This window comes from Ramlibacter cellulosilyticus (assembly GCF_014297465.1).
Classification (GTDB): domain Bacteria; phylum Pseudomonadota; class Gammaproteobacteria; order Burkholderiales; family Burkholderiaceae_C; genus Ramlibacter; species Ramlibacter cellulosilyticus.
Genome location: NZ_JACORT010000003.1, coordinates 109,415 through 135,542 on the forward strand (window position 1 = coordinate 109,415; position 26,128 = coordinate 135,542).

Below are 26,128 nucleotides of genomic sequence, written 5' to 3' on the forward strand. Positions count from 1 at the left end.
AAAAAGGTGTTCCATGAACCAAACCTCCGTCACCGCTGCCACCTACAACGACACCGTCGTCCGGCAGTTCTCGCTGGCGGCCGTGCTGTGGGGCGTCGTCGGCATGCTTGTCGGCGTCTTCATCGCGGCGCAGCTGGCCTGGCCCGAACTGAACATGGGCATCCCCTGGCTCAGCTACGGGCGGCTGCGTCCCCTGCACACCAACGCGGTCATCTTCGCCTTCGGCGGCTGCGCGCTCTTCGCCAGCAGCTACTGGGTGGTCCAGCGCACCTCGCAGGTCCCGCTGTTCGCGCCGAAGCTGGCGTCGTTCTCGTTCTGGAGCTACCAGGCCGTCATCGTGGCGGCGGCGATCAGCCTGCCGCTGGGCTACACCCAGGGCAAGGAGTACGCCGAACTGGAGTGGCCGATCGACCTGCTGCTCGCGGTCTCCTGGGTGTCGTACGCGATCGTGTTCTTCGGCACCGTCGGCACGCGCAAGGTGAAGCACATCTACGTGGCCAACTGGTTCTACGGCGCCTTCATCATCGCCGTGGCGCTGCTGCACATCGTCAACAGCGTCGCCATCCCCGCGGGCGCCATGAAGTCCTACTCCGCCTATGCGGGCGTGCAGGACGCGATGGTGCAGTGGTGGTACGGCCATAACGCCGTGGGCTTCTTCCTCACCGCCGGCTTCCTGGGGATGATGTACTACTTCATCCCGAAGCAGGCCGAGCGCCCCGTGTATTCGTATCGCCTGTCGATCGTGCACTTCTGGGCCCTGATCTTCACGTACATGTGGGCGGGCCCGCACCACCTGCACTACACGGCGCTGCCGGACTGGACGCAGTCCCTCGGCATGGTCTTCTCGCTGATCCTGCTGGCCCCGAGCTGGGGCGGGATGATCAACGGCATCATGACCCTGTCGGGTGCCTGGCACAAGCTGCGCGACGACCCCGTGCTGCGCTTCCTGATCGTGTCCCTGTCCTTCTACGGCATGAGCACCTTCGAGGGCCCGATGATGTCCATCAAGACCGTCAACGCGCTCTCGCACTACACGGACTGGACGGTCGGCCACGTGCACGCCGGCGCCCTGGGCTGGGTGGGCCTGATCTCCATGGGCACGCTGTACTACCTGGTGCCGCGCCTGTTCGGCCAGAAGAAGATGTACTCGGTGAAGGCCATCGAGCTGCACTTCTGGATCGCGACCATCGGCATCGTGCTGTACATCGCCGCGATGTGGATCGCCGGCGTGATGCAGGGCCTGATGTGGCGCGCGGTGAATGCCGACGGCACGCTCACCTACACCTTCGTGGAATCGGTCAAGGCGACCTATCCCTTCTACGTGATCCGCTTCCTCGGCGGCCTCCTGTACCTGGGCGGCATGCTGGTGATGGCCTGGAACACCTGGATGACGGTCGCGAACGGCCGCGCGGTGCGCGCCAACGTGCCGGCCGTTGCCGCCGCCCACGCCTGATCACCGAAAGAGAAGTCACACCATGAGCGACAACGCCACCCCCGTCCCCACCTTCTCGCACGAGAAGGTCGAGACCAGCAACTTCCTGATGATCGTGCTGATCCTGATCGTGGTCGCCATCGGCGGCCTCGTGGAGATCGTCCCGCTGTTCTTCCAGAAGTCCACCACCGAGCCGGTCGCCGGCATGAAGCCGTACACGGCCCTGCAGGTCGCGGGCCGCGACATCTACCTGCGCGAGGGCTGCTACAACTGCCACTCGCAGATGATCCGTCCCTTCCGCGCCGAGACGCTGCGCTACGGCCACTACTCCGTCGCCGGCGAGTTCGTGTGGGACCACCCGTTCCAGTGGGGCTCCAAGCGCACGGGCCCGGACCTGCACCGCGTGGGCGGCAAGTACTCGGACGAGTGGCACCGCATCCACCTGAACAACCCGCGCGACGTGGTCCCCGAGTCCAACATGCCGGCCTACCCCTGGCTGGAGAAGAACGCCGCCGACGCGGCCAGCATCTCCACGCACATGAAGGCGCTGCGGACCGTGGGCGTGCCGTACACGGACGAAGAGATCGCCAAGGCGCCCGCCGAACTCAAGGGCAAGACCGAGATGGACGCGCTGGTCGCGTACCTCCAGTCGCTGGGCCGGGCCCTCAAGTAAGCGAGGAAGGGAAAAGAGCCATGGACATCACCATCCTGCGCGAGATCGCGACCGTCGCTTCCTTCGTTGCCTTCCTGGGCATCTGGGGCTGGGCCTATGCGCGGAAGAACCGCGACGGCTTCGAGGAAGCGGGCCGCATCCCGTTCGAACAAGACTAAGAGGGTACCCAAGTGAGCGATTTCATCAGCGACTTCTGGTCGCACTACGTCGCCGTCCTGACCGCCGCGGGCATCGCGGGCTGCGCCATCCTCCTGTGGGTCGCGGGCCGCAAGAAGGTGGCCGCGCGCAGCGACAACACCACGGGCCACGTCTGGGACGAGGACCTCACCGAGATGAACAACCCGCTGCCCATGTGGTGGGTGGGCCTGTTCATCCTGACCATCGTGTTCTCCGTCGGCTACCTCGTGGCGTACCCGGGCTTCGGTTCCTACCAGGGCGAGCTGAAGTGGAGCACGAAATCGGAGTACGAGACCGAAGTGGCCCGCGCCACCCGGGAGCTCGAGCCGCTGTACGCGCAGTTCACGGCGAAGTCGCCGGAAGACCTGGCGGCGGACACGAACGCCATGGCCATCGGCGAGCGCCTGTTCATGAACAACTGCGCGCAGTGCCACGGCTCGGACGCGCGGGGCAGCAAGAGCTTCCCCAACCTCGCCGATGCCGACTGGCTGCACGGCGGCACGGGCGACAAGATCAAGGAGACCATCACCAAGGGCCGCACCGGCGTGATGCCCCCGATGGCCGCCGCGGTCGGCAGCTCCGACGACGTGAAGAACGTGGCGCAGTACGTGCTGTCCCTGTCCAACAGCCCGCACGACTCGGTGCGCGCGCAGCTGGGCAAGAGCAAGTTCGCGGCCTGCGCGGCGTGCCACGGCATGGACGGCAAGGGCAACCCCGCCCTGGGCGCGCCCAACCTGGCCGACGACATCTGGCTGCACGGCTGGGGCGAGCAGGCGATCATCGCCATGATCAACAACGGCAAGACCAACCAGATGCCCGCCCAGGAAGACAAGCTCACCCCCGCGCAGATCCACGTGCTGTCCGGGTACGTGTGGGGCCTGTCGAACAAGCCGCAGGTGGCGGCGAAGCAGTAGCGTCGTATCCGTCTCCGTAGGGAGGCGGTGCGACAGCGGAGAGTTGGAACGCAGAGGTCGCAGAGAACCACCGAAAAGGATGTTCTCTGCGACTTCTGCGTTCCTTCTGTTTCCACCCCCACCCCGCCCCCCGGGGAGACAGGGTACGTAGGCTGGGTTGCCCGAAGGGCACCCCAGCTTTTCGCAACGGCGCGGGTTGCTGGGGTGCGCTCCGCGCAACCCAGCCTACCGGTGCTGGGGGTTGTCGAACAAGCCGCAAGGGAGGCGGTGCGACAGCGGAGAATTGGAACGCAGAGGTCGCAGAGGATACGCAGAGGTCGCAGAGAACCACCGAAAAGGATGTTCTCTGCGACCTCTGCGTTCCTTCTGTTTCCACCCCCACCCGCCTTCGCGTAGAGACGGAGAGCACCTCCCGAAGCCGAGCTGCGTTTCTTCCTTGCGTCTGATCAAGGTCAACTGGCACATCCCTTGCCCGGCGCACCATGGAGGGACCATGAAAGTGATCCCCATCGTCCCGGTCGCGCCGTCCGAAGAGGACAGCCAGGGGCTGTACGTTTCGGAGAAGAAGATCTACCCCCGTGCCGTGACCGGCACGTTCGCCAAGTGGCGCTGGGCCTTCGTGTGGCTCACGCAGGTGATCTTCTACGGGCTGCCCTGGCTGCAGTGGGGCGAGCGCCAGGCCGTGCTGTTCGACCTGGCCGCGCGCCGGTTCTACATCTTCGGCTACGTCCTGTACCCGCAGGACTTCATCTACCTCACCGGCCTGCTGGTGCTGAGCGCGCTGTCGCTCTTCCTCTTCACCGCCGTCGCCGGCCGCCTCTGGTGCGGCTTCGCCTGCCCGCAGACGGTGTACACGGAGATGTTCCTCTGGATCGAGCGCAAGGTGGAGGGCGACCGCCCGCACCGCATGAAGCTCGATGCCGCGCCCTTCTCGCTGGAGAAGCTGGTCAAGAAGTGGTTCAAGCACCTGCTGTGGGGGATGGTGGCCATGTGGACCGGCTTCACCTTCGTCGGCTACTTCACGCCCATCACCGACCTCGGCATGGAGTTCCTGCAGACGCGCATGAGCTCCTGGGAAGTGTTCTGGGTGTTCTTCTACGCCTTCGCGACCTACGGCAACGCCGGCTTCATGCGCGAGCAGGTGTGCAAGTACATGTGCCCCTACGCGCGCTTCCAGAGCGCCATGTTCGACAAGGACACGCTGATCGTCAGCTACGACGCCGTGCGCGGCGAGCCGCGCGGCACGCGGGGCCGCAAGGACGACTACCAGGCCAAGGGCCTCGGCAGCTGCATCGACTGCACCCTCTGCGTCCAGGTCTGCCCCACCGGCATCGACATCCGCCAGGGCCTGCAGTACGAGTGCATCGGCTGCGCCGCCTGCGTGGACGTGTGCGACGGCGTGATGGACAAGATGAACTACCCGCGCGGCCTGATCCGCTTCACGACGCAGAACGCGCTGAAGACCGGCGGCGGCGCCGGGCGCGACTTCATCGTCGGCCGCGTGCTGCGTCCGCGCGTGCTGGTGTACGGCGCGGTGCTGCTGGCCCTCACGGCCGCGATGATGTTCAGCCTGGCCATGCGCACGCCGCTGAAGGTGGACGTGGTGCGCGACCGCGCCGCGCTCTCCCGCATCGTGGCCGGCGGCAAGCTGGAGAACGTGTATCGCCTGCAGGTGATGAACGCCACGGAGCAGCCGCAGCGCTATCGCATCACGGCGGACGGCCTGGAGGGCCTGGCCATCGCCTCGGAGGCGGAGTTCGATGTCGGTCCCGCCGAATCGCGCTGGGTGCCGGTGCGGCTGCAGATCCCCTACGGCAGCGCGGCCCCCGGCTCGCATGCCATCCATTTCGACATCCACACGCACGGCGGCGACGCCCACGTGCGCGAGAAGTCGGTGTTCCTGGTGCCCCGCTGATCGAGGGAATGACGAATGACGAATGAATCCATGAAGAAACCGGCCCCGTGGTGGAAGCACGGCCACGTCTGGCTGCTCATCTCGGGCCCCGCGGCCGTGGTGGTCGCTGGCATCGCGACGGCGGTGATCGCGGTGCGCGGCGCGGATCCCGTGGTGGAAGCCGACTACTATCGCCGCGGCATCGAGATCAACAAGGCGCTCGCCGCCGCCAAGGAGCGCGCGCAGCTGCCGGCGATGCAGGGCCGCAACCACGCGGCGACGCCGGCGCAGCCTTGAGCGCAGGCAATCTGCTTAAGCAGGAAGGAGCCTCGAACGTGACCAACCGTTTCCTCTGGATCGCCTGGCCGGGCTTCCTGGCCGCCTGCCTGCTCGAACTCCTGGTGTTCGCGCTGGTGGACCCGATGGAGCTGCAGTGGTTCGGCCGCGACCTCGGGTGGTCGCGGCAGTCCGTGTACACCACGAGCTTCTTCGTGTTCTGGCTGGTGACCATGGGCGCGTGCGCGCTCACCACGCTGCTGCGGCTCGCGCCCGCGGAAGTGAACGAGTGTCCCTTCGACCCGGGCCAGCGCCCGACCGGCTGCCCGGGCCAGAGCGGCGCCGTGTGAGCTGACTCCTTCCGCTGCCCACCAGGGCCGCTGCGGTTTGCGCCGCAGCGGCCTTTCGTTTTCCTGCGCTGCTTTACACGCGGCTCTGCGGTAGGCAGCGTCCTACCCACGAATGCGCTTGGCCCTTGCGAATCCGCTGACCTTACAAACCCAACATCCCGTTCGAGTTTGAAACACACGACTTGAAACATGCGCGCACCCCGCGCGGACTTGAAAAGGGAAACCCGGCCGGACGCCGGGAGGCGCGGGGCAGGGAGGACGCGCTGCTCGTGTGTAAGCAGACGTGCTGGAGCGGCGTAACGCGCGTTACGCGCCCCGGAACCGCGTTACAGCCGGGTAGGACCCGGACCGACAGGGAGGCAGATTTGAACAAGCGCATCGTGGGGATCGTGAGCGGAACCCGGCCCGAGATCATCAAGCTCGCGCCCGTGTACCACGCCCTGCGCCGGCACGAGGACCTGTGCGTGCTGTGGGTCCACACCGGCCAGCACGGCGAGATGGCCGCGGACATGCTGCGCTGCTTCGGCATCACGCCGGACGAGCAGCTGGGGCGCGGCGGCGCGTCCCTCGAGGAATTCAGCGTCGCCTGCCGCCAGCAGCTCGACGCGCTGATGGCCCGCCAGAAGTGGGACATGTGCATCGTCCAGGGCGACACGGAGAGTGCCTTCCTCGGCGCGCTCGCCGCCTTCTACCGCCGCATCCCGGTCGGCCACGTCGAAGCGGGCCTGCGCACCTACAACCTCGAGCGTCCCTTCCCGGAGGAAGGCCTGCGCCAGATGATCAGCCGCATCGCGGACATCCACTGGGCGCCGACGGAGCGTGCCCGCGCCGCGCTGCTGTCCGAAGGCATCGCGCCCGCGAAGATCGAGATGACCGGCAACACGGTGGTCGACGCGCAGCAGTGGGTGTCCGAGCGCTTCGCCATCCGCCGCGAAGGCGCCGCCGCCGACGGCCACATCCTGGTGACGGCGCACCGCCGCGAGAACTGGGGCGAGGAGATGGAGCAGACCTTCCATGCCGTCGCCGACATCGCGCGCGCCTTCCCCGGCAAGCGCGTCCTGTTCCCCGTGCACCTGAATCCCGTCGTGCAGAAGCCGGCTCACGCGATCCTCGCGGGCCTGGACAACGTGAGGCTGGTCGCCCCGTTCGACTACCTGGAGATGCAGCAGGCGCTCGTGAACGCGTCGCTGCTGCTCACCGATTCCGGGGGCCTGCAGGAAGAAGCGCCGACCTTCGGCGTGCCGACGCTGGTGCTGCGCCACGAGACCGAGCGGCCCGAGGCTGTCGAGGCCGGCTGCGCCCGCATCGTCGGGCCGAAGCGCGAAGCCATCGTGCGCGAAGCCACGCGCCTGCTCGCCGATCCCGCGGCGGCCGATGCGATGCGCAAGGTCGCCAACCCGTTCGGGGACGGGCAAGCGTCCCGCCGGATCGCGCAGGCCGTGCTCGCACGCCTGGTCCCGCACACCGAAACCGAAACCGAAGAAGCCGCCCTCGCGGCCTGAAACAGGAGCACCACCGATGCACACCCGCAGACTCCGGCTCGCCCTCGCCGCCGCCGCTGCCTGCCTGGCGGGCCTTGCGCACGCGCAGACGATCGCGCCGCCCCCGCTGCCGATCGGCTCCGCACTTGCGCGCCCCGAGCCCGGCATGAGCGAACCCGAGCGCAAGCGCGCCGTCCGTGCGCACCACCACAAGTTCCACCACGGCAAGGACGTCACGCGCGACGACAGCGTGCACGGGCACGAGAGCGACCACCCCGAGTCGCTCCGCCCCGTCGGCACGCGTGCCACGTCGCCGCGCCTCGCTCCTGCGGGAACCGCCCCCGTGGGCGGCGCCGGCACAGGCCCCGCGCGCGAGCAGACCGACAAGGGCGCCAGCGGGTATTTCTTCGGCCAAGACAAGAAGTGAGAAGCACCATGCAGTTCCTCCGCCGCCTCCTCCTCTCCCTCGCTGCCTGCCTGGCGTTCGCCGGCGCCCCCGCCGTGCAGGCGCAGGCGCTGCACATCGACAAGGCGAAGCTCCAGCTGCTGGTCAACCAGGTCAAGGACCCGGCCATGCGGCAGCAGCTCCAGGCGCTGCTGAACAACGCCCCGGACAAGGCCGACAAGGCCACGCTGCAGGCGCTGGCCACGCAGGTGACGCAGATCATCCGCACCGGCACGACCACCACGACGACCACGCCGCCCCCGGCGTCGACCACCACGCCGCCGAAGGTGCTGGTGCTCTACGACGCGCCGAGCGGCACGCCGTGGGACAAGCTGCCGCAGGCGTACGCGATCATGCTGCGCAACCTGCTCGGCCACTTCGACGCCGCCGTGGACATGGTCCCCGTGCAGCAGTACGCGGCCGGTGCCGTCGAGAACTACACCGCCACGTTCTACCTGGGCGGCATCTACGACAACCAGCTGCCCGCGGCCTTCCTCGGCGACGCGGCGACCACGACGAAGACGCTCGTCTGGTTCAAGTACAACATCTGGCAGCTCGCCTGGAACAGCACGTACAACTTCACCGCGAACCGCGGCATCCAGTACAACGGCCTGAAGGGCATGAACGCCGCCCCGAGCTCGGGCAAGCCGAACCCCGGCTTCTTCGACACGGTCAAGTACAAGGGCCTGGACTTCGTCAAGTACTACCAGTACGACGCCGCCCGCAACCAGATCAACGGCGACCCCGACATGGGCTGGGCCGTGATCGCCGATGCGACGAAGGCGCAGCAGGTGGTGCCCGTGGCGAACTCCGGCACCGCCGAACAGATCCCCTACATCCTGCGCTCGGGCAACTTCTGGTACGTCGCCGACCTGCCTTTCAGCTTCATCGGCCCGCGGGACCGCTACCTGGTGTTCACCGACCTGCTGCACGACATGCTGGGCGTGAACCACGCCGAGAGCCACAAGGCGCTGGTCCGCCTGGAGGACGTGGGTGCGCTGGTCTCCGTGCAGGCGATGAAGACCCTGAGCGACTACCTGGGCAGCAAGCGGATCCCGTTCTCCGTCGCCGTGATCCCGCGCTACCGTGATCCGCTGGGCGCCTACAACGGCGGCGTGGCGATGGAAGTGCCGCTGTCCGAGGCGAAGAACCTGCAGACCGCCATCAACCACGCCCGCACCAAGGGGGCGGAGCTGGTGATGCACGGCTTCACCCACCAGTACGGCAACATGCGCAACCCGCACACGGGCGTGAGCGGCGACGACTACGAGTTCTGGAACATCGTCGACAACAGCCCGGTGCAGGAGGACTCCACCGCCTGGGCGTACGGCCGCATGAGCAACGGCCTGACCGACATGCGCGCCATCGGCTGGAACCCGGTCGCCTGGGAGCCGCCGCACTACCACACCTCCGCGATCGCGGCGCGCACGTCGACGCAGCTGTTCCCGGTCACCTACATGCGCTCGGTGTACTACACGGCCGACAAGCCGAACTTCTACGCCTCCGTCGCCAAGGACTTCAGCGTCGGCCAGTTCTACCCGTATGCGATCGGCCGCGACTACTATGGCCAGCGCATCATCCCCGAGAACCTGGGGAACATCGAATACGACATCAGCACGATCGACCCGACCTCGAACTACAACTACACGTCCGAGGACCTGGTGACCAATGCGAAGTACGCCAAGGCCGTCCGCGACGGGTACGCGTCCTTCTTCTTCCATCCCTTCTGGCTCGAACCCAACCTCGGCACGCCCGGCTTCGAGGATTTCAAGAAAACGGTCGAAGGGATCAGTGCGCTGGGCTTCACCTGGGTTGCGCCCAGCACCGTACGCTGAGCTCGGCCGGCCATGACTATGACGATGAGGTGCTCCATGAAACTCCACCGTGTCCTGCCCGCCGCCGCGCTGGCGGCCCTGTGCCTGCTCCCCGGCTGGGGCACGGCGCAGCAACCGACGCAGCCCACGCTGCGCCCCGCCACGCAGATGACGCCTGCGAACGTGCCGCCCCAGACGGCGGTGTTCAAGCCGGCGGACAGCGCGGGCGTGTGGGTGCCGCGCACCATCACCTTCGCGGACCTCGGCTTCACCGAGCCGGTGGTCCTGGGCTACCCGGACACGATCAAGGAGATCTACCTCCCCGTGCCGCCCGGCGTGAACCTCAACGGCGCGTCGCTGCAGCTGGATGGCAGCTACGTGCGCGCTGACGGCGGCCGCACCTCGCTGGTCTACACGATCGACAACGCGCCGGTGCAGGCCTTCGGCTACACCGCCGACCGCGGCGACGCGAGCGTGCAGCTGCCGATCGACGGCCGTCCGCGTCCCAGCGGCTACATCAAGCTGAACATCGACTGGCGCACGGCCGTCGCCCGCGAGAACACCTGCGCCGATGCGCGCACGCCGGGCAACATCCTGCGCATCGAGCCCAGCTCGCGCTTCGTCTTCCAGTACGACGGCTCCGCGGTCCGCGACCTCACCACGGCCTGGGGCGCGCTGCCGCCCAACCCGGTGATCCAGATCCCGTCGAACAACGTGTCGCCCGAGGTGTACGACACGGCCTGGCGCGTCGGCGTGGCCCTCGAGCGCGCCGGCAAGCGTCCGCGCATCCGCACCGCCGACGGCAGCGGCACCGCTCCCGCGCCGGTGCAACCGGTCGCGCCCGGCGCGCCGCCGGTGACGGCCTCGAACGAGCCGGACATCATCATCGCCGGCCCCGGCAGCAACCAGCAGATCGGCTCCAAGCAGATCGGCCTGGCCAACGTGGGCAACCGTCCCGTGATCGTCGTCGCCCCCGACGCCGGTCCGCAGGCCGCGGGCATCTTCTCGCAGATCTGGACGCAGGTCGCCGCCGGCCCGACGCTGACGGTGAACGCGGTCGACACGCCGAAGAACACGGACAGCAACGCGGTCTCGCTGCAGTACCTCGGCGCCAAGCCCACCAGCTTCGACGTGCTCGCGCACGCCGACTGGAACGCCAGCTTCGACATCGGTTCCGTCGCCGCCGACGGCAAGGGCCCCGGCACGCTGGTGATCGACGTCGCCGCCGCGCCGTCCGCCGCCCGCACCCCGCCCGTCGTGTCCGTGTTCATGAACGACGTGCTGCTGGGCGCCAAGGAGATGGAGGCCAACGGCAAGCGCGAGCGCATCGTCGCACCCGTGCCCCGCTACGCGCTGCAGACCCGCAACGTGATCCGCGTGTCCTTCGTGCGCCAGCTCGCCTCCGACCGCTGCCGCGAGACGCCGGAGCCGTATCCCGTGTCCGTGCTGGCTTCCAGCCACATGCTGCTGGACAAGATCGACCCGTCCTCCGACTTCACGGGCCTGATGTCCAAGTTCTCCGACGGCGGTACGCTGCTGGTCCCGCAGTCGCACCTGGCTGACGCGTCCGGCACGCTGCCGCGCGTGATCCGCCTCGCCGCGGGCACGGGCCTGTCGCCGTCCAAGGCGAAGTTCCAGCCGGTCGCGCAGGGTTCCAACCCGAAGGTGAGCGGCCCCTACCTCGCGGTGGACGTCATTCCCGACGGCTATGCCGAAGGCGTGAAGCCCGAGCAGGACCGCCTGTTCCTGGCCGGCACCAAGGACCGCCCGCTGCTGGACGTCCGCGGCCTGAACCGCGTCGGCATCCTGGAAGTCACCGGCTCCGGCAACGACATCGGCGCGGTCTACCGCACGCTCGGCCAGCAGCCGCCCGAGATGAACAAGCCGATCCAGCTGTCCGGCGGCAACCTCGCGGTCATGGGCAACAACGGCCTGCGCACCGAAGTCAACACCCGCGATCCCTCGGGGCAGGGCGCGATGAAGGAAGCGCAGCCGGGCCTTTTCGAGCGCGGCTACTGGTGGCTGATGCCGATCATCCTGGTCGCCCTGTTCGTGGGTCTCCTGGTGTTCGCGAGCCGCATGCGCCGCCGCAAGGCCATGTCCGGCGATCGTTGACGAGTGACGCGAACCCGCAGTAAGCAGGAGGTGACGAGATGACCTGGGATCTGATGCTGGCCGAGTACAACTCGGGCCTGGAAGTACTGGCGGTGATCCTGACGCTGGTCATCTTCGTCTCCTCGCTGGACGACCTCTTCATCGACGTCTGGTACTGGGTGCGGCGCGTCGTGCGCCGCAGCAAGGTGGAGAAGTCGCCGAAGTACCGGCGCCTCACGGTCGAGCAACTGCGCGACCGCGAGGAGCAGCCGCTCGCGATCATGGTTCCGGCATGGCAGGAGAGCGACGTGATCGCCGCCATGATCCAGAACATGGTGGAGGTGATGGAATACCACAACTACCGCGTCTTCGTCGGCACCTATCCCAACGACCAGCCGACGATCGACGAGGTGGAGCGCATGTCGAAGCGCTACCCGCAGCTGCAGCGCGTGGAGGTCCCGCACCCGGGGCCCACCAGCAAGGCGGACTGCCTGAACGCGGTGGTCGCGGCGATCTTCGAGCACGAGCGCGAGAAGGGCGTGGAGTTCGCGGGCGTGATCCTGCACGACAGCGAGGACGTGCTCCATCCGCTGGAGCTGAAGTTCTTCAACTACCTGCTGCCGCGCAAGGACATGATCCAGCTGCCGGTGGCTTCGCTGGAGCGCGAGTGGTACGAGCTCGTGGCCGGCACCTACATGGACGAGTTCGCCGAGAGCCACGCCAAGGAGATGGTCGTGCGCGAGAGCGTCTCGGGCATGGTGCCGTCCGCCGGCGTGGGCACGTGCTTCTCGCGCAAGGCCCTCATGGGCCTGGTGGGCGCCACGCGCAACAAGCCTTTCAACATCGACAGCCTGACGGAAGACTACGACGTCGGCATGCGCCTGTCGCAGCTCAACATGAGCTCGATCTTCGGTGTGTTCCCCGTCACCTTCCACATCAACCGCACGTCCTGGGGCAGCAGGAAGCGGCGCGAGCTGCTGCTGCAGATGCCGCTGTGCGTGCGCGAGTACTTCCCGGACAACTTCCGCGCGGCGTACCGGCAGAAGGCGCGCTGGGTGCTGGGCATCGGCTTGCAGAGCTGGGAGCAGATCAAGTGGCGCGGCCGCACGACCGCGGCGCGCTACCTGCTGCTGCACGACCGCAAGGGCGTGGTGACGTCCTTCGTCAGCATCCTGGCGTACATCCTCGTGGCGCACTTCGTCGTTTTCCACGTCGGACTCGCCACGGGCTGGTGGCATGCGTACTATCCTTCGCTGTTCCAGGAAGGCAGCATCTGGCGCAAGATGATCTACATCAACGCGTTCTTCCTCGCGATCCGCGCGGCCCACCGTGTGTACTTCACGACGGTGCTGTACGGATGGGAGCACGGCGTGATGTCGCTGCCGCGCATGGTGGTGGGCAACTTCGTGAACTGCATGGCCGTGGCCCGCGCCTGGAAGATGTACCTCTCGTACCTGTTCAAGGGCACGCGCCTCGCGTGGGACAAGACGGCCCATGAATTCCCGAGCAGCACGCAGCTCGCCCGCCGGCGCCAGCGCCTGGGCGAACTGCTCGTGTCCTGGAACGCGGTGGAAGAGGGCGCCATCCAGCGCGCGCTGGAAAAGCAGGCCGACTACGACGTGCCGCTCGGCCGCGTGCTGGTGTCCAACGGCTGGCTCGACGAAGAGACGCTGGCGGAAGCCATCGCCTACCAGGCGGACCTGCCGCGGGCGCACCTCTCGGCGGAACTCGTGCGCCAGCATGCCGACGACATGCCGCACGAACTGGCGATCCGCCACCGCGCGATCCACATGGGCCTGAACAAGCACAACCGCCCGATCCTCGCCGTGACGAGCCCGCTGTCCGAAACGGCGGTCCAGGAGATCACCGCGGCGGTCGGCATGGAGCCGGTGCAGCGCATCGCCCGCGAGGGCGAGCTGGCGGTGGCCCTGCGCCTGCTGCGCGACACGGAAGCCGACGGCAAGCCGGGGTCCGTGCCCACGGGTCCGCTGCTGGGCGACATGCTGATCGAGCGCGGGCTGCTCAAGCGCGAGGAGTTCGACGCCGCGATGCAGGAATACATGCCGGACAAGCACGGCCGCATCGGCGACTACCTGGTCGACCGCGGCGTGATCGCCCGCGAGATGCTGGACCAGGTGGTCCAGGACCAGCGCACCCATTTCGCGCGCAGCGCCGCGCAATCGGAACAACAACAGAGGGGATTCTTCGGCAAGCCGTCCGCCCAACCCACATAGGGGCCCTCACAACGATGAAACAACAACAACGAAAGGCGCTGGCACTCGCCGCCGTGCTGGCGCTTTCTGCTTTCTCCGCGGCAGCCCAGGGAACTGGAGCTGCCGCGCGCGGTGCCCAGGCGGCGAACAGCGCCGCCGACACGGGCTACAAGGCCTACGCCCGGCGCGACTACGCCGCCGCGGTGGAGGCCGCGCAGCGAGCGGTGCAACTGGCACCGCAACGCCGCGACTACTGGCTGCTGCTCGCGCAGGCCCTCGCGGCCAACGGGCAGCTGTCCCAGGCCGACCAGGCGCTCGAACGCGCGGCGCAGGCCAGGGGCGACGATGCCGCCCTCACGCGTGCCCGCGCCGACCTGGGCCGGATGCATGCGCAGGCGGCGGGCGACGCCATGTACAAGGCGCTGGCGGCCGGTGACGTGAAGACGGCCGTCGCGCAAGGCACCGAGGCCGTGCGCTGGGCGCCGGAGAACGCCGGCTACCGGCTGGTGCTGGTGCACGCGCTGCTGCGCGACATGCGCTACGCCGATGCGGACCGCGTCGCGACCGAGGCGCTGGCCCTGCTGCCGGAAAGCGCGGCGCCGCTGGCCTTGCGGGCCTACGCGCGCCAGGGACTGAACCGGCCGGCCGAAGCGGCAGCGGACGTCGACCGGGCGCTGCAGCAACGCGGCGTGTCCGCGGCGGCGCACCGGCAATTGCGCCTGCTCGCCGCGGATCTCGCGCTGGCGCAAGGCAATGGCCAGCGCGCGATGGACCTGCTGGCCGCCTTCCCCGCGAACGACGGCGATGCCGCCGCGCGGCGCGAACTCGCGCGCCAGCGCCTCGCCGGCATGGCGGGTGACTTCGCCTTGCGCGCGCCCGGCATCGACTGCAGCAACGTCGACGCCGCGCAGACCTGCACGCTGCAGGCCGCCGCATTGCCGCCCATGCCCGGTTTCGCCAACGCCACCGCCGCCTACCGCGCGCTGGAGCAGAAGGACGTGCAGCGCGCGCTGGAGCAGGCGCGCATCGCCACGAATGCGTCCCCCGGCAATCGCGACTGGCAGCTGATGCACATGAACGCCGCGCTCGCGGCCAACGAGAACGCGGAAGCGGAGCGGGCCGCGACCGCGGCGCTCGCGCTGCGCGCCGACGCCGCGACGCTGGCGCAGCGCTCCACGATCCGCCGCAGCCTGGGCGACGTCGCGGGCGCGAATGCGGATGCGGAAGCCGCGCTGCAATCGGGCGAGCTCCCGGTGACGACGCAGGCCGCGCTGCTGGCCGACCTGGGCCGCACCCGCGAAGCGCGCGAGCGCCTCGCCAGCGCGCCGGCCGAACAGGCCACGCCGCAAACCCGGCTCGACCAGGCCTACCTCTCCACGCGCATCGGCGATTCCGAAGGCGCGCGCCAGGCCTTCGCGGCGGCGGATGCGGCGGGCGGCCTGCCGCCCACGTCCTTGCTCGACGCCGGCTATGCCGCGATGAAGAGCAAGCACGACCAGGAGGCCATCGGCTACTTCCACCGCGCGATCGACGCCGTCAACGGCATGCAGCTGAAGCTGGATCCGCAGCTCGTGTACGACACGCGCCGTTCCGTCGCGGACCTGGAGCGGCGCTGGGGCGTGCTGGCATCGCTCACGATGCGCAACGCCGGCGGCGTGGTGCCGGGCATCGGCGTGGTGGGCGGGCCCACGGGCAGCCGCACCACGCAGGCGGGCGCGGAGGTGTACTACCGGCCCTGGGGCTGGCGCAACGGCGAGTTCGTCGAGTTCTTCGCGCGCGGCTTCATGACGCTGGACAGCCAGGCGAACGGCGACACCGGTTCCGACAGCTTCAGTGGCGCCCTGGGCGCGCGCTGGAAGCCCTTCTCCTCGCAGAACCTCGTGCTGTCCCTGGCCCGCGTGTTCGGTCCCAACGTCAACGGCGACTGGCTCGCGCAGGTGGGCTACTCGTACGACTACGGCAACGACCTGCGCGTCGACGTCCCGAGCTGGTGGACCCACCGCTTCTACGGCGAGGTGGGCCGCTACCTGGAAGAGGGCAACAACTACGGCCTGGCCTACCTCTACCTCGGGCGCCAGTACCTGGTGGGCAACAGCGGCCGCACGACGGTGTACCCGCACCTGTTCGCGGGCCTGGAGTACAACTCCGCGGACCTGGTGGAGAAGACCTCGTCGGGCGTCGGCCCGGGCATCAGCCTGCGGCACTGGTTCCGCGAGGACGTGTACACGGCGCCGCGCTCGTACTGGGACATCACGGCGCAGTACCGCTTCCGCACGTCCGGCGACGACCGCCTGAAAGGCTTCTACCTGAACGCCTTCCTGAATTATTGACCCACCCCCGAAGCGCCTGCGGCGCCTCCCCCTCAAGGGGGCGCCCCCAGCGGCCCGGCAAAGCCGGTTCCGCGGCGGCACTGGACCGGGGCGCTTCGTACTGTTCGAAGCACTGATGCGAACTCTTTTCTATGCATGCGCGGCCGCCGCGGCGCTGCTCGCGGGCTGCGCCAGCCAGGTCGTGCCTCCCATCGAGGGCGTGGTCTGGCAGATCGACAACGAGCACACGCGGCCCCAGGGCGACTGGGAGAAGCTGGGCGTGAAGCGGCTGCTGGTGCAGTGGACGGTGGTGGACAACCTCGCGTTCCTGCCCGGCACCGACGTGCCGCCCGGCGCGGCCATGCCGGACTGGCCGAAGATCGGCCAGCAGCCCTGGGCGCGCGAGGTGATCGTGGGGCTGGCGGGCCGCTTCGACGAGCGCGGCGCGCGCGGCGACCTGGAGAACCTGGTCGCCCAGTCGGCCAAGGTCGCCCGCACGCCGCCCCCCGTGAACGTAACGGGTTACTACTTCCCGATCGAGATCGACCCCACCTGGATGGAGGCCTACCGCCTCAAGACGCTGTTGAACCAGCTGCCCCGGCCGCTGTGGATCAGCGTCTACGACAGCGCCAACGTGGGGCCCGAGGAGCTGGCGCAGAGCCTCGTCGAATGGCTGCCCGAGGACGTGGGCGTGTTCTTCCAGGACGGAGTCGGCGTGCATGCGCGGGAGGCTTTCGTCGCGCGCCACTACATCAATGTCCTGGTGCGCCGCCTCGGGAAGGACAGGGTGCGCGTGATCGCGGAAGCGTTCCGTCCGCAGGTGGGCGGGGGCTTCCGCCCGGCGACGCTGGACGAACTGCGGCCGCAGCTCGCGACCTACCAGGGCCTGCCCATCTACCTGTTCGAAGGGCCGCGCTACGTCCCGCCGCAGCTGGTGCAAGGCCTGTCGGCAGCACAGAAGGAACGGTAGTCGCCGTCCTACAGCGGGACCGCCGCGATTCCTACCCGGCGCGCTCTGACGAGCTTCGTACAGTGCGACATCCCATGAAAAACTTGCTTACGCCCGGCAGCACCCTCGCAGTCGCGCTCCTGCTGGGCTGGGCAGGGGCGCACGGCCAGATGCTGGGCTCGCCGAATGCCGACGTGCTCATGGGCAAGCCGCTGGACATGTCGCTGCCGGCGCGCTTCGCTTCGCCGGACGCCGGGGACGAGTGCGTGCAGGCCGACGTGTTCTACGGCGAGTCGCGCGTGAACGCGGGCAACGTGCGCGCCACCGTCACGGGCCCGGCGGACCAGCGCCGCATCCGCGTGGAATCCACGGCGCCGATCGACGAACCGGTGGTGACGGTGTCGGTGCGCGCCGGCTGCCGCAACACCGTCACCCGCAACTACACGCTGCTGCCGGAGTACCCGTCCGAGACCCGGCTGGCCGCGCTCGACGCGCGCGCCGCCCTCGCTTCCGCGGCCGCGGCGGTGCCCCTGCGCATGGCCAACGGCACCGCGCCCAACACCTCGCCGCGCCGCCCGGCCGCCGGGCCCGCGATCGTCGCGCGTGCCGATGCCGCCACGCAGCCCGCCGCGGTCGCAACGCGCAATGCCCCTCCCGCGCGCGCCTTGCGCAAGGAGGCCCGCGCCACCGGCCCGCGCCTGCGCCTCGAGCCCGTCGACCTGCCGGAACGCGACGCCATCCTGCGCGTGAGCACCACGCTGGCGGAGCCCGATGGCGACGCTTCGCGCCGCGCGACCGCCGCCCTCCTGTGGCAGGCGATCAACGCCGATCCGGCCGAAGTGCTGCGCACCAGCCTCATGATCCAGAAGCTGGAACAGGAGCTCGCGCAGCTGCGCCAGAGCACCAGCCAGACGCGCGCGGAGATGGCGGCGCTGCGGCAGCGCCTGGACCAGGCGCAGCAACCCTGGTACGTGTCGCCGCTGGTGGTGCAACTGCTGGCGCTGCTGGTGCTGGCGGGTGCCGCGGCGGCGGGGCTGTTCTGGTATCGCACGCGCGACGTCAAGGTGCTGGGCGAGCCCTGGTACGTGCCGGGACCGGCCGCGAACGAACCCGAAGTGGCGAGCGCGACGGCGGACGTCGTGCACGAGGAGCCCGCGCGCGTCGAACCGGCCGTGGAAGCCGTGCCTTCGCAGCCGGTCGTGGCGCCCGTCGTGGCCGCGCCTATCGTCGCCGCTGCCGCCGCCGACGACGACGACCACAGCATCGACTTCGAACTGCCCGGGAAGCCCGCGGTGCGCAGCGTCCCGCGCGGCGACGGCGTCATGCGCGTCGAGACGCTCGCCGCGACCCTGGAAGAGGCCGATTTCCTGCGTTCGCTGGGCCTGCGCGGGGACGCGATGGACATCCTCAAGGCCTACCTGCAGGACAGCACGGGGCCGGCCCCGCTGGCCTACCTGGAACTGATGCGCCTGTGCGAAGAGGCCGAAGACCCGGCCGCCGTCGCCACAGTGCGCCGCCGCTACGCGCAGGTCTTCGGCGTCGAGGCGCCGCGGCTCGCGCAGATCACCGCGGAACACGGCATGGACACCATGCCCGACCTCAGCGCGCGCATCACGCGCAGCTGGTCCTCCGGCGAGGCGCTGCAGGTGATCGAGGAAGCGCTCTTCGTCGTGCCGACGCCGGCCGCGCCGCTGACGCTGCAGGCCGGCCGCGACCTGCTGGGCCTCTACGACCTGGCGCTCGTGCGCGCCGCCGAAGGCGGCATGCCGCAGCCGGCCGACGCGCCGCTCGCCCCCTGGGCGCATGCCGAGGACGCGCAGGCCGCCGCGCAGCAGATGGCGGACGCCGACGGCGGCCGCCACTTCGCCCTGGACGTCGACCTGACCGCGCCGGCGCCGCTCGAAGACACGACCGAATTCCAGCTCGAGCCGATGCTCGAACGCGTGAAGGAGTCCGCCCGCGAGCAGGCGGCGCGCGACCAGGCCGCCCGCGAAGAGGCCGCCCGCAAGGCGCGGGAAGAAGAAGATGCCTTCAGTGCCGCGGTGGCCTCGGAGCGCGCACCGGTGAGCCGATATTGAGAAAAGGAGGAGCGCACATGACGCTGGTGCAGCCCAGACCCGCAGGGGCCGACCGCACGGCGCCCCTCCTCGACGAGCTCACCCAGCGGCCGGAACGCATGGCGCGTCCCGCCTGGCTGTACACGGCGGCCCTGCAGCCCGCCGACGAGCCGCAGCGCATGTCGGAGCTGCGCGGCTTCGGCATCCTGGACACCGAACCCGACGAAGACTACGACCGCCTCGTGCAGCTCGCCACGGTGCTGTGCGGCGCGCCCATGGGCGCCCTGACGCTCGTCGACGGCGAGCGCCAGTGGTACAAGTCCCGCGTGGGTATCCCGGTGGCGCAGGTGGCCCGCGACAAGTCCTTCTGCGCGCACGCCATCCTCGACCCGGACCGCGTGCTGGAGATTCCCGACGTCGCGCGGCTCGGCTGGGCCGACCAGCAGCCCTGGGGTCCGCAAGGGCCGACGCTCGGCTTCTATGCGGGCGTGCCGCTGCACACGCGCGACGGCAGCGCCATCGGCACGCTGTGCGTGATGGACCAGGTGCCGCGCCGCCTCACCGAGACGCAGCGCGACGGCCTGGTCAAGCTGGCCAAGGCCGTCGGCAGCCTTCTGAGCCTGCGCCGGCAGCTGCGCATCGCCACCGAGACGGACCGGCTCACGGGCCTGCCCAACTGGTTCCACTTCGAGCACGAGTTCGACCACACCAAGCCCGCCTGCGGCATGGTGTGCTTCGTGCGGCTGAAGACGATCAATCAGATCAACTCGGCGCACGGCTTCCGCGTGGCCGATGCGCTGATCAAGCAGACGGCCGACCGGCTGCGCGCGTTCGAGCAGCGCGGCGCCTTCATCGGGCGCATCAAGCGCGGCCTGTTCATCCTCTTCTTCCCCGACGCGAAGCCGGGCGAGTTCGCGCAGAAGGTGGCGCCCGAGCTCGCCACGAGCCTGGGCAAGCCCTACGACGTGAACAACCTGTCGCTGGTCTGCCCGGTGAACCTCGGCTTCGCGGCGTATCCGGACGACGGCAAGTCGCTGGACGAGGTCGTCAACGCGGCGGACACGGCGCTGCAGGTCGCGATCGAGCGCGAGCAGTCGATGGCCTTCTTCGACCGCACGGTGGACAACGTGCTCAGCACGCACTTCCGCCTGGAGCCACAGCTGCGGCGCGCGCTGGAGAAGAACGAATTCGTCAACTTCTACCAGCCGAAGGTGGAGCTCGCCACGGGCCGCATCGTCGGCGTGGAAGCGCTGGTGCGCTGGATGGATCCCGCGCGCGGCCTGGTGCCGCCGGGCGAGTTCGTCCCGGCGCTGGAGACCACGGGCCTGATCGGCGAGGTCGCGCAGAAGATCATGGACCGCGCCATCGCCGACTGGCGGGGCTGGCGCGACGCGGGCCTCACGGCACCGCGCATCGCCGTCAACGTCGCGGCCGCGCAGCTGCGCAACGACGACTTCGTGCCGGCGCTGCAGCGTGCGCTGGAGGCGCTGCACGGCGACCCGTCCGCCATCAGCATCGAGGTGACGGAGAGCATCCTGATCTCGAACATGGAACGCGCGATCGAGGTGCTGCAGCAGGTGCGCGCGCTCGGCGTGCCGGTGGCCATCGACGACTTCGGCACGGGCTATTCCTCACTCGCGTACATCGTCACGCTCCCGATCGACGAACTCAAGATCGACCGCGCGTTCGTCAAGAAGATCACGGCGGACCCGGCGTATGAAGGCATCGTGCGCACCTGCGTCTCGCTGGCGCGGGGCCTGAACCTCAAGGTCGTCGCGGAAGGCGTGGAGACGGAGGCGCAAGCCACGAAGCTGCGCGCCCTCGAATGCGACCAGGCCCAGGGCTTCTTCTACAGCCCCCCGGTCCCGGCAGACCAGCTGGTGCGGATGCTGAAGAAGGGGCCGTTCACGGCCTGATCCGGCTCTCGCCGGTCTGATCAGGGCAGCAAAGTGAACCCTGATTCAAAGCGCGTTTTCCCCGATGACGCCAGCACCATCTGCAGGAAGCCCAGTGCTTCCAGTTGCCTTGAACGCTGGAGAGGGCCGACGTCGACTGCGCGAAGCCCCGCCGCTCGAATGATCTCCGCGAGTGCGATCTTCCCCTCGGCGTCGTCTCCCGCGAACAAGACTGTTGTCGCTGTGGTGCCATTCGTGCGGGTAATGAGCGTCTCCGCAAGATTCGCGTTGAACGCCTTCAGGACGGCGACGTCCCCGGGAAGCTGCTTCGCAAGTTCAAGAGCAGTGGAGGTGCCCACCAGAGCCTCTGGTTGCTCGTACGTGGTGAAATCGATGGTGTTGCTGATGTCGATGACGACCTTGCCGCCGAGCCTGTCCCGATAATGCCTCAAGATGTTCGGGTAGGCGCCATACGGGACTGCGAGCACGACAAGTTCCCCGGTCAGATCGTCGCCCAGTGCCGCATACCTGGCGTCGGGGTGATCCTTGGTGGCCTTGGCAGTGCGGTTGACCAGTTGGATATCCGCGCCCGCGAGTGCCGCGATGTTCGCGATGGCCGAACCCATCTTGCCGCGGCCGATGATGCTGATCGACGTCATATGGATCAAAGCCTCTTGAATCGTTCGAGTGCCTTCTCGGCCACCTTGAGCGCGTCGTAGTCGAAGACTGCCGCTCTGCGAAAGTCGCGTCCCGAAGCGAGGTCGACGTCACGCTTCCTGGTGTTGGTGAACTGCAATTGCGAATCGAACATTGCGCCGGCCCTGCGTGAACCCACCTGCAGGATCGTCGCACGCTGCATGCGAACGGCGGTGTAGCGCCTGAAAGCTTCCGGGATGTCGCTGGCACTTTCGGCCTGCTTCAGGAAGAAGGCCAGCGTGATGCAGTCCTCGAAGGCCTGGTTCACCCCCTGGCCCTGGTGCGGGACCATGGTGTGCGCTGCGTCGCCCAGCAGCGCGATCGGCCCTCGCGACCAATTGGTGAGGGGGTCGATGTCGAACAGGCCCCACCAGAAGGTCTCCTTGATCGCCGAGATGAACTGATGGACTTTGGGGTCCCAGGCTTGACGGCTGAATTCGGTCTTGATTTCGTCCACGTCCGCAGGCCCGGACCAAGGTCCCTTCAGCGGCCTGTCGCTGGGCACGCAAGCGACGTAGTTGTACAACTTGTGTTGCTGCAATGGATAGGTCATCAGGTGGCGGTCATTGCCTAACCACGTCTGACTGGTCCTGTTCCAGTCGTTGGGGAGATCGGAGGCATCGATCACACCCCGATACGCCATGAATCCGGAGTAGACGAACCGCGTGGGTTGCCCGACGGCCTTGCGCACCACGGAGCGGATCCCATCGGCGCCGATGACGGCATCAAAGTCTTCCTGCTTGCCGTTTTCAAAGTGAACGCGGACACGTGAATCCAGCATTTCGACCGTCTTCGCGCGATGGCGGAGCCGGATCGCCTCCGGATCCACCGCTTGCACCAGGATGTCGATCATGTCCGGCCTGTACATGCCGATGTTCTGGTACTGCTTCGATGTGTCTTCCCAGGCTGCGTCAGTCACCACGTTGCCCATCGCGTCCAGATAGACGCCGTGGCCATCCGGGATCGCTCCCGCGCGCTGCATCGGTTCGAGCAGCCCCAACTTGTCGAGGACCCGACTGCCATTGGGTGAAATGGTGACCCCCGCGCCCACCTCATCGTGCTTGTGTGATTGCTCGAACACGGTGGCATCGATCCCCGCGATCTTCTTCAGTGCAATCGCCGCGGAGAGCCCGCCCAAGCCTCCACCGATGATTCCAACCCTTGTCGACTTGCCTAGCATTCTGGCCCCTTTACTCATTCATGCGGTCCGGCGAAACCAGGATCAGCGATCCATTCTAGGAGTCGCGCACTCACCGAGAAACCCGCGCCGGGAGACACACAGTTCCGATTTCTGGACAATTGGCGCGCCGCGATCGTGACACCTGTGTCCGCTGAACTTCAGTGGGCGTCCTGTTCGCGGGCACCAGGATCACCGGCGTCCACCGTCCAGCGCAGCGACGGATTGTTCGAATTCCGGAACACAGTAGCCAGATTTGTGCGTTGACCCACATCAACATGCTTTCTAGGATCGACGCAGACCCCGCGAGAGATCGCGCGTGCGGGGCGCCGTGATTTCCTCATGCCAGGAGCACAACATGACCGTTTCCCGTCGCCAGTTCATCCAGGCTTCCGCCGCCGCCGGCGGTGCGCTCGGCGGCTTCCCACTGCCGGCATGGAGCCAGAGCCTCGAGAGCGCAAAGGTCGTGATCGGCTTCGCGCCGGGCGGCACTGTCGACACCGCAGGGCGCCGCGTTGCCGAGAAGCTCGCACCGGGTTATGCAAGGACGGCGATTGCGGAGAACAAGACCGGAGCAGGCGGCCAGATCGCAGTGCAGGCCGTGAAGGCTGCGCCGCCCGATGGAAGCACGCTGCTCATTACACCGACGTCGCCGGTGTCGCTGCACCTGTTCACGTACAGGAAGCTGCCGTACGACCCGGTCGCTGACCTGACGCCGGTGTCCGGTGCGGCTTCGTTCGACTACGCACTGGCGGTCGGGCCGAAGGTCCCCGCGGACGTGCGGACAGTCCCGGAGTTCCTTGCGTGGTGCAAAGCCAATCCGGCGGATGCGAATTTTGGCTCGCCGGGTTCGGGCTCTGCTCCCCACTTCCTCGGCTCGGGGCTGGCAAAGGCGTCGCAGGTGGACCTTCGCCACATTGCGTTCCGCGGTTCGCAGCCGGCGATCGTCGACATGCTGGGTGGACAGATCGCCGCGGTCGTCGGCCCCACCGGTGAGTTCATGCCGAACGTGCAGGCGGGCAAGCTGCGGCTGCTCGGCACCAGCGGTACGCGGCGAAGCAGGTTCACACCCGAGGTCGCCACATTCGTGGAACAGGGCTTTCGCGACATCGGCTACACCGGCTGGTTCGGCTTCTACGCGCCCGCGAAAACACCCAGCGACATCGTGCAGCGCGCCAATGCGGCGATTCGCGCGGCATTGGCCGCACCGGAAACAGTGAACAGCTACGCGACGTTCTTCATGGAGCCGATGCCTGCCGCACCCGAGCAGCTCGCTGCAATGCTCAGGACGGAAACCAACTTCTGGAACAGTCTCGTGAAGACCGTCGGCTTCACGCCGGAGGGGTGATCAGCAGGGCGGTTGGCTCGCATCCATCCCTCAGCCAGTCTCCACGCTCACCCGCGAAGCGCGACTCAGGTGTGTACGCACGGCGCGATGCCCTGGGTTCCCGCCTTCGCGGGAATGACGAGGGGGAGCGGGAATGACGAGCGGGGGCGGGATTGACTCCTCAGGCCACCTTCACCAGCTCGAACAACACCGTCGGCGGCAATTCCGCGGTGAGCTGTTCGCGCCCCACCTTCGGCGTTTCGAAGCGGTCGAAGCCGCTCAGGTGGAAGGAAGGCAGGTCGCGCGTGATCTCCACCAGCGGGCAGCGCTCCTCGCCGCCCAGCACTTCCTGGCGGAAGCGCGCGATCTCGTCGGCCGGGACGTCCCAGGCGGTCACCAGGACGTTGGGCCTGGTCTCCCGCATCACGGCACGCGCCTGCGCGGCGTCGGCCGCGGGAAGGGCGTCGATGCCCATCTTGCGCAGCGAGTCGATGGCTTCGCCGCGGATCTTCTCGTCCTTCGCGATCACGAGCACCCAGGTCTCGCGCAGCGGCGCGGCCTCGTCGCCGGAACCGGTGAGTTCCAGGCAGGCCATGCCTTCGGTGCTGAGGAAGGTCTTGGGGAAGTCGATCGTGAGCAGCGCCGCGCCGTTCTCGCGCGTGCGCGTGACTTCGAGGCTGGAGGACGCGGCGATCTGCCGCAGCAGCATCCAGTGCAGGCCGTCGTTCAGCCGGCGGCCGCGCGGGCGCACCGTCCAGCCCACGCCGTTCGGGTGCGCGGCATGCGCGGGCGCCGGCGTGGTCACGCGCACCTTCAGCTGTGCGGGGCCGGGGAAGTCCGCGGGCGAGAGCATCACGTGGATCTGCTTGCTGAAGCTCATGGCCCAGTCGAGGATGGCGTTCACCAGGCTGATGGCCACGGGCGGGTCCAGCAGCACGTCGACGCCCTGCAGCTCCGAACTGACCGTCACGCCGGCGGCCTCGATCTCGTCGGCGCGATCGTGCAGCACGTGGCGCACCAGGTCCGACAGGTCCACGCGCTCGCGCGCCTGGCGGATGCGGCCGCCGGCGAGGCGCGTGATCTGCTGCGCGCGCAGGCTCGTGCCGCGCAGCTGGTGCATCGCATCGCTCAGCGCCTTGGCCTCGCTGCGGCGCAGGCGCCCGGCGCCCACGAGGTAGTTCAGTGCGCGCAGCAGCAGGTTGCTGCTTTCCACGGCCTGCTCGGAGAGGGCCGCCACGAGGTTGGGCCACTGCTGCGACATGGACCACGGAATGTTGGGATCCGTCGGCACGAAGCCGCCGGCGCCGTCCGACCAGCGACGTCCGAGTTGCGGGGCGCTGCTCGCGGGCGCTTCGGGCTGCGCGGGGGCGGCCTCCGGTTCGACCAGGGAGAGGCCGGGGAATTCGAGGGCGTTGCTCATAGGGAACCTCCGGAGGGGGTGAGGGGCGCCGGGGCGGAGTTCGCGCCCATCAGCGTGCACTGGTGGGAGCAGTAGTCCACGAGGGCGTCGATTTCAGTGGACTTGTCGAAGACGGCGTCGACACCGAGCTGCGCGCAGCGCTTGCGCACGCTCGCATTGACGTAGTTGCTGAACACGATGATCTTCTGCTCGGGCCGCGCGCGCTGCACGTGCTGCACGAGGCGCATGCCGCTGCCGCCCTTGAGGAACAGGTCCACGATCAGCATGTCCCAGTCGTTCTGCGCCGCGATCCACGCGAGCGCGCCTTCCTCGGTGGCGGTACCGCCCACGACCTTCACGCACGTCAGCTCCTCCAGGGCCCCTACCAGGTTCTCCTGAATCTCTGCGTTGTCCTCGACGACAAAGACGGCAAGTTGCACGGAAGCTCAATCGGTAAAGGTCGGTTTCAAGGCGTAAGGCACTCTAGCCCCTGAGGTACGCGGGCCGTTCCGGGAAGCGCTCGCGTTTGCGTGTAGGAGGGTGCCTACGGGCAGCC

The 26,128-nt window shown here is 68.4% G+C and carries 21 protein-coding genes; 17 read left to right on the forward strand and 4 right to left on the reverse strand.

Going from position 1 to position 26,128, the window contains the following annotated elements:
* Positions 1 to 13: 13 nt before the first annotated feature.
* The 16 genes from ccoN (at position 14) to H8N03_RS09270 (ending at position 20,994) form a co-directional block, all read left to right on the forward strand.
* Complete coding sequence (ccoN, locus tag H8N03_RS09195) at positions 14 to 1,453, forward strand: cytochrome-c oxidase, cbb3-type subunit I (protein WP_187075870.1); 1,440 nt, start codon at positions 14 to 16, stop codon at positions 1,451 to 1,453.
* Positions 1,454 to 1,475: 22 nt separating this feature from the next.
* Positions 1,476 to 2,105: a cytochrome-c oxidase, cbb3-type subunit II gene (gene ccoO, locus H8N03_RS09200; RefSeq protein WP_187075871.1), complete on the forward strand. Its 630-nt coding sequence runs from the start codon at positions 1,476 to 1,478 to the stop codon at positions 2,103 to 2,105.
* A 20-nt stretch (positions 2,106 to 2,125) separates the two neighbouring features.
* Positions 2,126 to 2,263 carry a cbb3-type cytochrome oxidase subunit 3 gene (locus H8N03_RS09205; RefSeq protein WP_187075872.1) on the forward strand — a complete coding sequence of 46 codons (138 nt, stop codon included), beginning with the start codon at positions 2,126 to 2,128 and terminating at the stop codon, positions 2,261 to 2,263.
* Positions 2,264 to 2,275: 12 nt separating this feature from the next.
* Positions 2,276 to 3,196 carry a cytochrome-c oxidase, cbb3-type subunit III gene (gene ccoP / locus H8N03_RS09210; protein ID WP_187075873.1) on the forward strand — a complete coding sequence of 307 codons (921 nt, stop codon included), beginning with the start codon at positions 2,276 to 2,278 and terminating at the stop codon, positions 3,194 to 3,196.
* Positions 3,197 to 3,689: 493 nt separating this feature from the next.
* On the forward strand, positions 3,690 to 5,111 hold the full coding sequence (gene ccoG / locus H8N03_RS09215) for a cytochrome c oxidase accessory protein CcoG (protein WP_187075874.1): 1,422 nt from the start codon (positions 3,690 to 3,692) through the stop codon (positions 5,109 to 5,111).
* A gap of 30 nt (positions 5,112 to 5,141) precedes the next feature.
* Complete coding sequence (locus tag H8N03_RS09220) at positions 5,142 to 5,387, forward strand: FixH family protein (RefSeq protein WP_255428148.1); 246 nt, start codon at positions 5,142 to 5,144, stop codon at positions 5,385 to 5,387.
* 38 nt (positions 5,388 to 5,425) lie between these two features.
* A complete protein-coding gene (locus H8N03_RS09225) occupies positions 5,426 to 5,716 on the forward strand; it encodes a hypothetical protein (RefSeq protein WP_187075876.1) in 291 nt (96 codons plus the stop codon).
* 365 nt (positions 5,717 to 6,081) lie between these two features.
* Positions 6,082 to 7,218: a non-hydrolyzing UDP-N-acetylglucosamine 2-epimerase gene (gene wecB / locus H8N03_RS09230; protein WP_255428149.1), complete on the forward strand. Its 1,137-nt coding sequence runs from the start codon at positions 6,082 to 6,084 to the stop codon at positions 7,216 to 7,218.
* 16 nt (positions 7,219 to 7,234) lie between these two features.
* Positions 7,235 to 7,624, forward strand: coding sequence for a hypothetical protein (locus H8N03_RS09235; protein ID WP_187075878.1), 390 nt, complete (start codon positions 7,235 to 7,237; stop codon positions 7,622 to 7,624).
* An 8-nt stretch (positions 7,625 to 7,632) separates the two neighbouring features.
* Positions 7,633 to 9,477, forward strand: a complete 1,845-nt coding sequence (locus H8N03_RS09240; RefSeq protein ID WP_255428150.1) for a DUF2334 domain-containing protein — start codon at positions 7,633 to 7,635, stop codon at positions 9,475 to 9,477.
* Between the two features lie 36 nt (positions 9,478 to 9,513).
* Positions 9,514 to 11,571 carry a hypothetical protein gene (locus H8N03_RS09245; protein WP_187075879.1) on the forward strand — a complete coding sequence of 686 codons (2,058 nt, stop codon included), beginning with the start codon at positions 9,514 to 9,516 and terminating at the stop codon, positions 11,569 to 11,571.
* A 38-nt stretch (positions 11,572 to 11,609) separates the two neighbouring features.
* On the forward strand, positions 11,610 to 13,784 hold the full coding sequence (locus H8N03_RS09250; RefSeq protein ID WP_187075880.1) for a glycosyl transferase family protein: 2,175 nt from the start codon (positions 11,610 to 11,612) through the stop codon (positions 13,782 to 13,784).
* Between the two features lie 14 nt (positions 13,785 to 13,798).
* A complete protein-coding gene (locus H8N03_RS09255) occupies positions 13,799 to 16,093 on the forward strand; it encodes an NfrA family protein (protein ID WP_187075881.1) in 2,295 nt (764 codons plus the stop codon).
* Between the two features lie 115 nt (positions 16,094 to 16,208).
* Positions 16,209 to 17,042, forward strand: coding sequence for an alpha-amylase family protein (locus tag H8N03_RS09260; protein WP_255428151.1), 834 nt, complete (start codon positions 16,209 to 16,211; stop codon positions 17,040 to 17,042).
* 74 nt (positions 17,043 to 17,116) lie between these two features.
* Positions 17,117 to 19,099 carry a hypothetical protein gene (locus H8N03_RS09265; protein ID WP_187075882.1) on the forward strand — a complete coding sequence of 661 codons (1,983 nt, stop codon included), beginning with the start codon at positions 17,117 to 17,119 and terminating at the stop codon, positions 19,097 to 19,099.
* Positions 19,100 to 19,116: 17 nt separating this feature from the next.
* The gene (locus H8N03_RS09270; protein WP_187075883.1) at positions 19,117 to 20,994 is read left to right on the forward strand and encodes a putative bifunctional diguanylate cyclase/phosphodiesterase; all 1,878 of its coding nucleotides are present in this window, start codon (positions 19,117 to 19,119) and stop codon (positions 20,992 to 20,994) included.
* 20 nt (positions 20,995 to 21,014) lie between these two features.
* On the opposite strand, the gene H8N03_RS09275 is transcribed toward H8N03_RS09270, so the two are convergent.
* Together H8N03_RS09275 and H8N03_RS09280 are read right to left on the reverse strand one after the other, a co-directional pair.
* Positions 21,015 to 21,632 (reverse strand): NADPH-dependent F420 reductase, encoded by a 618-nt coding sequence (locus H8N03_RS09275; protein WP_187075884.1) that lies wholly within the window; start codon positions 21,630 to 21,632, stop codon positions 21,015 to 21,017.
* A gap of 5 nt (positions 21,633 to 21,637) precedes the next feature.
* Positions 21,638 to 22,867, reverse strand: coding sequence for an FAD-dependent monooxygenase (locus H8N03_RS09280; RefSeq protein WP_354005097.1), 1,230 nt, complete (start codon positions 22,865 to 22,867; stop codon positions 21,638 to 21,640).
* 337 nt (positions 22,868 to 23,204) lie between these two features.
* Between H8N03_RS09280 and H8N03_RS09285 the strand changes: the two genes are divergently transcribed.
* Complete coding sequence (locus tag H8N03_RS09285) at positions 23,205 to 24,194, forward strand: Bug family tripartite tricarboxylate transporter substrate binding protein (RefSeq protein WP_187075886.1); 990 nt, start codon at positions 23,205 to 23,207, stop codon at positions 24,192 to 24,194.
* Between the two features lie 160 nt (positions 24,195 to 24,354).
* Here the strand turns inward: H8N03_RS09285 and H8N03_RS09290 are convergent, their stop codons facing one another.
* On the reverse strand, positions 24,355 to 25,593 hold the full coding sequence (locus H8N03_RS09290) for a histidine kinase (RefSeq protein WP_187075887.1): 1,239 nt from the start codon (positions 25,591 to 25,593) through the stop codon (positions 24,355 to 24,357).
* Positions 25,590 to 26,012 (reverse strand): response regulator, encoded by a 423-nt coding sequence (locus tag H8N03_RS09295; RefSeq protein ID WP_187075888.1) that lies wholly within the window; start codon positions 26,010 to 26,012, stop codon positions 25,590 to 25,592. Before H8N03_RS09295 ends, H8N03_RS09290 begins: the two co-directional genes overlap by 4 nt.
* Positions 26,013 to 26,128 lie beyond the last annotated feature (116 nt).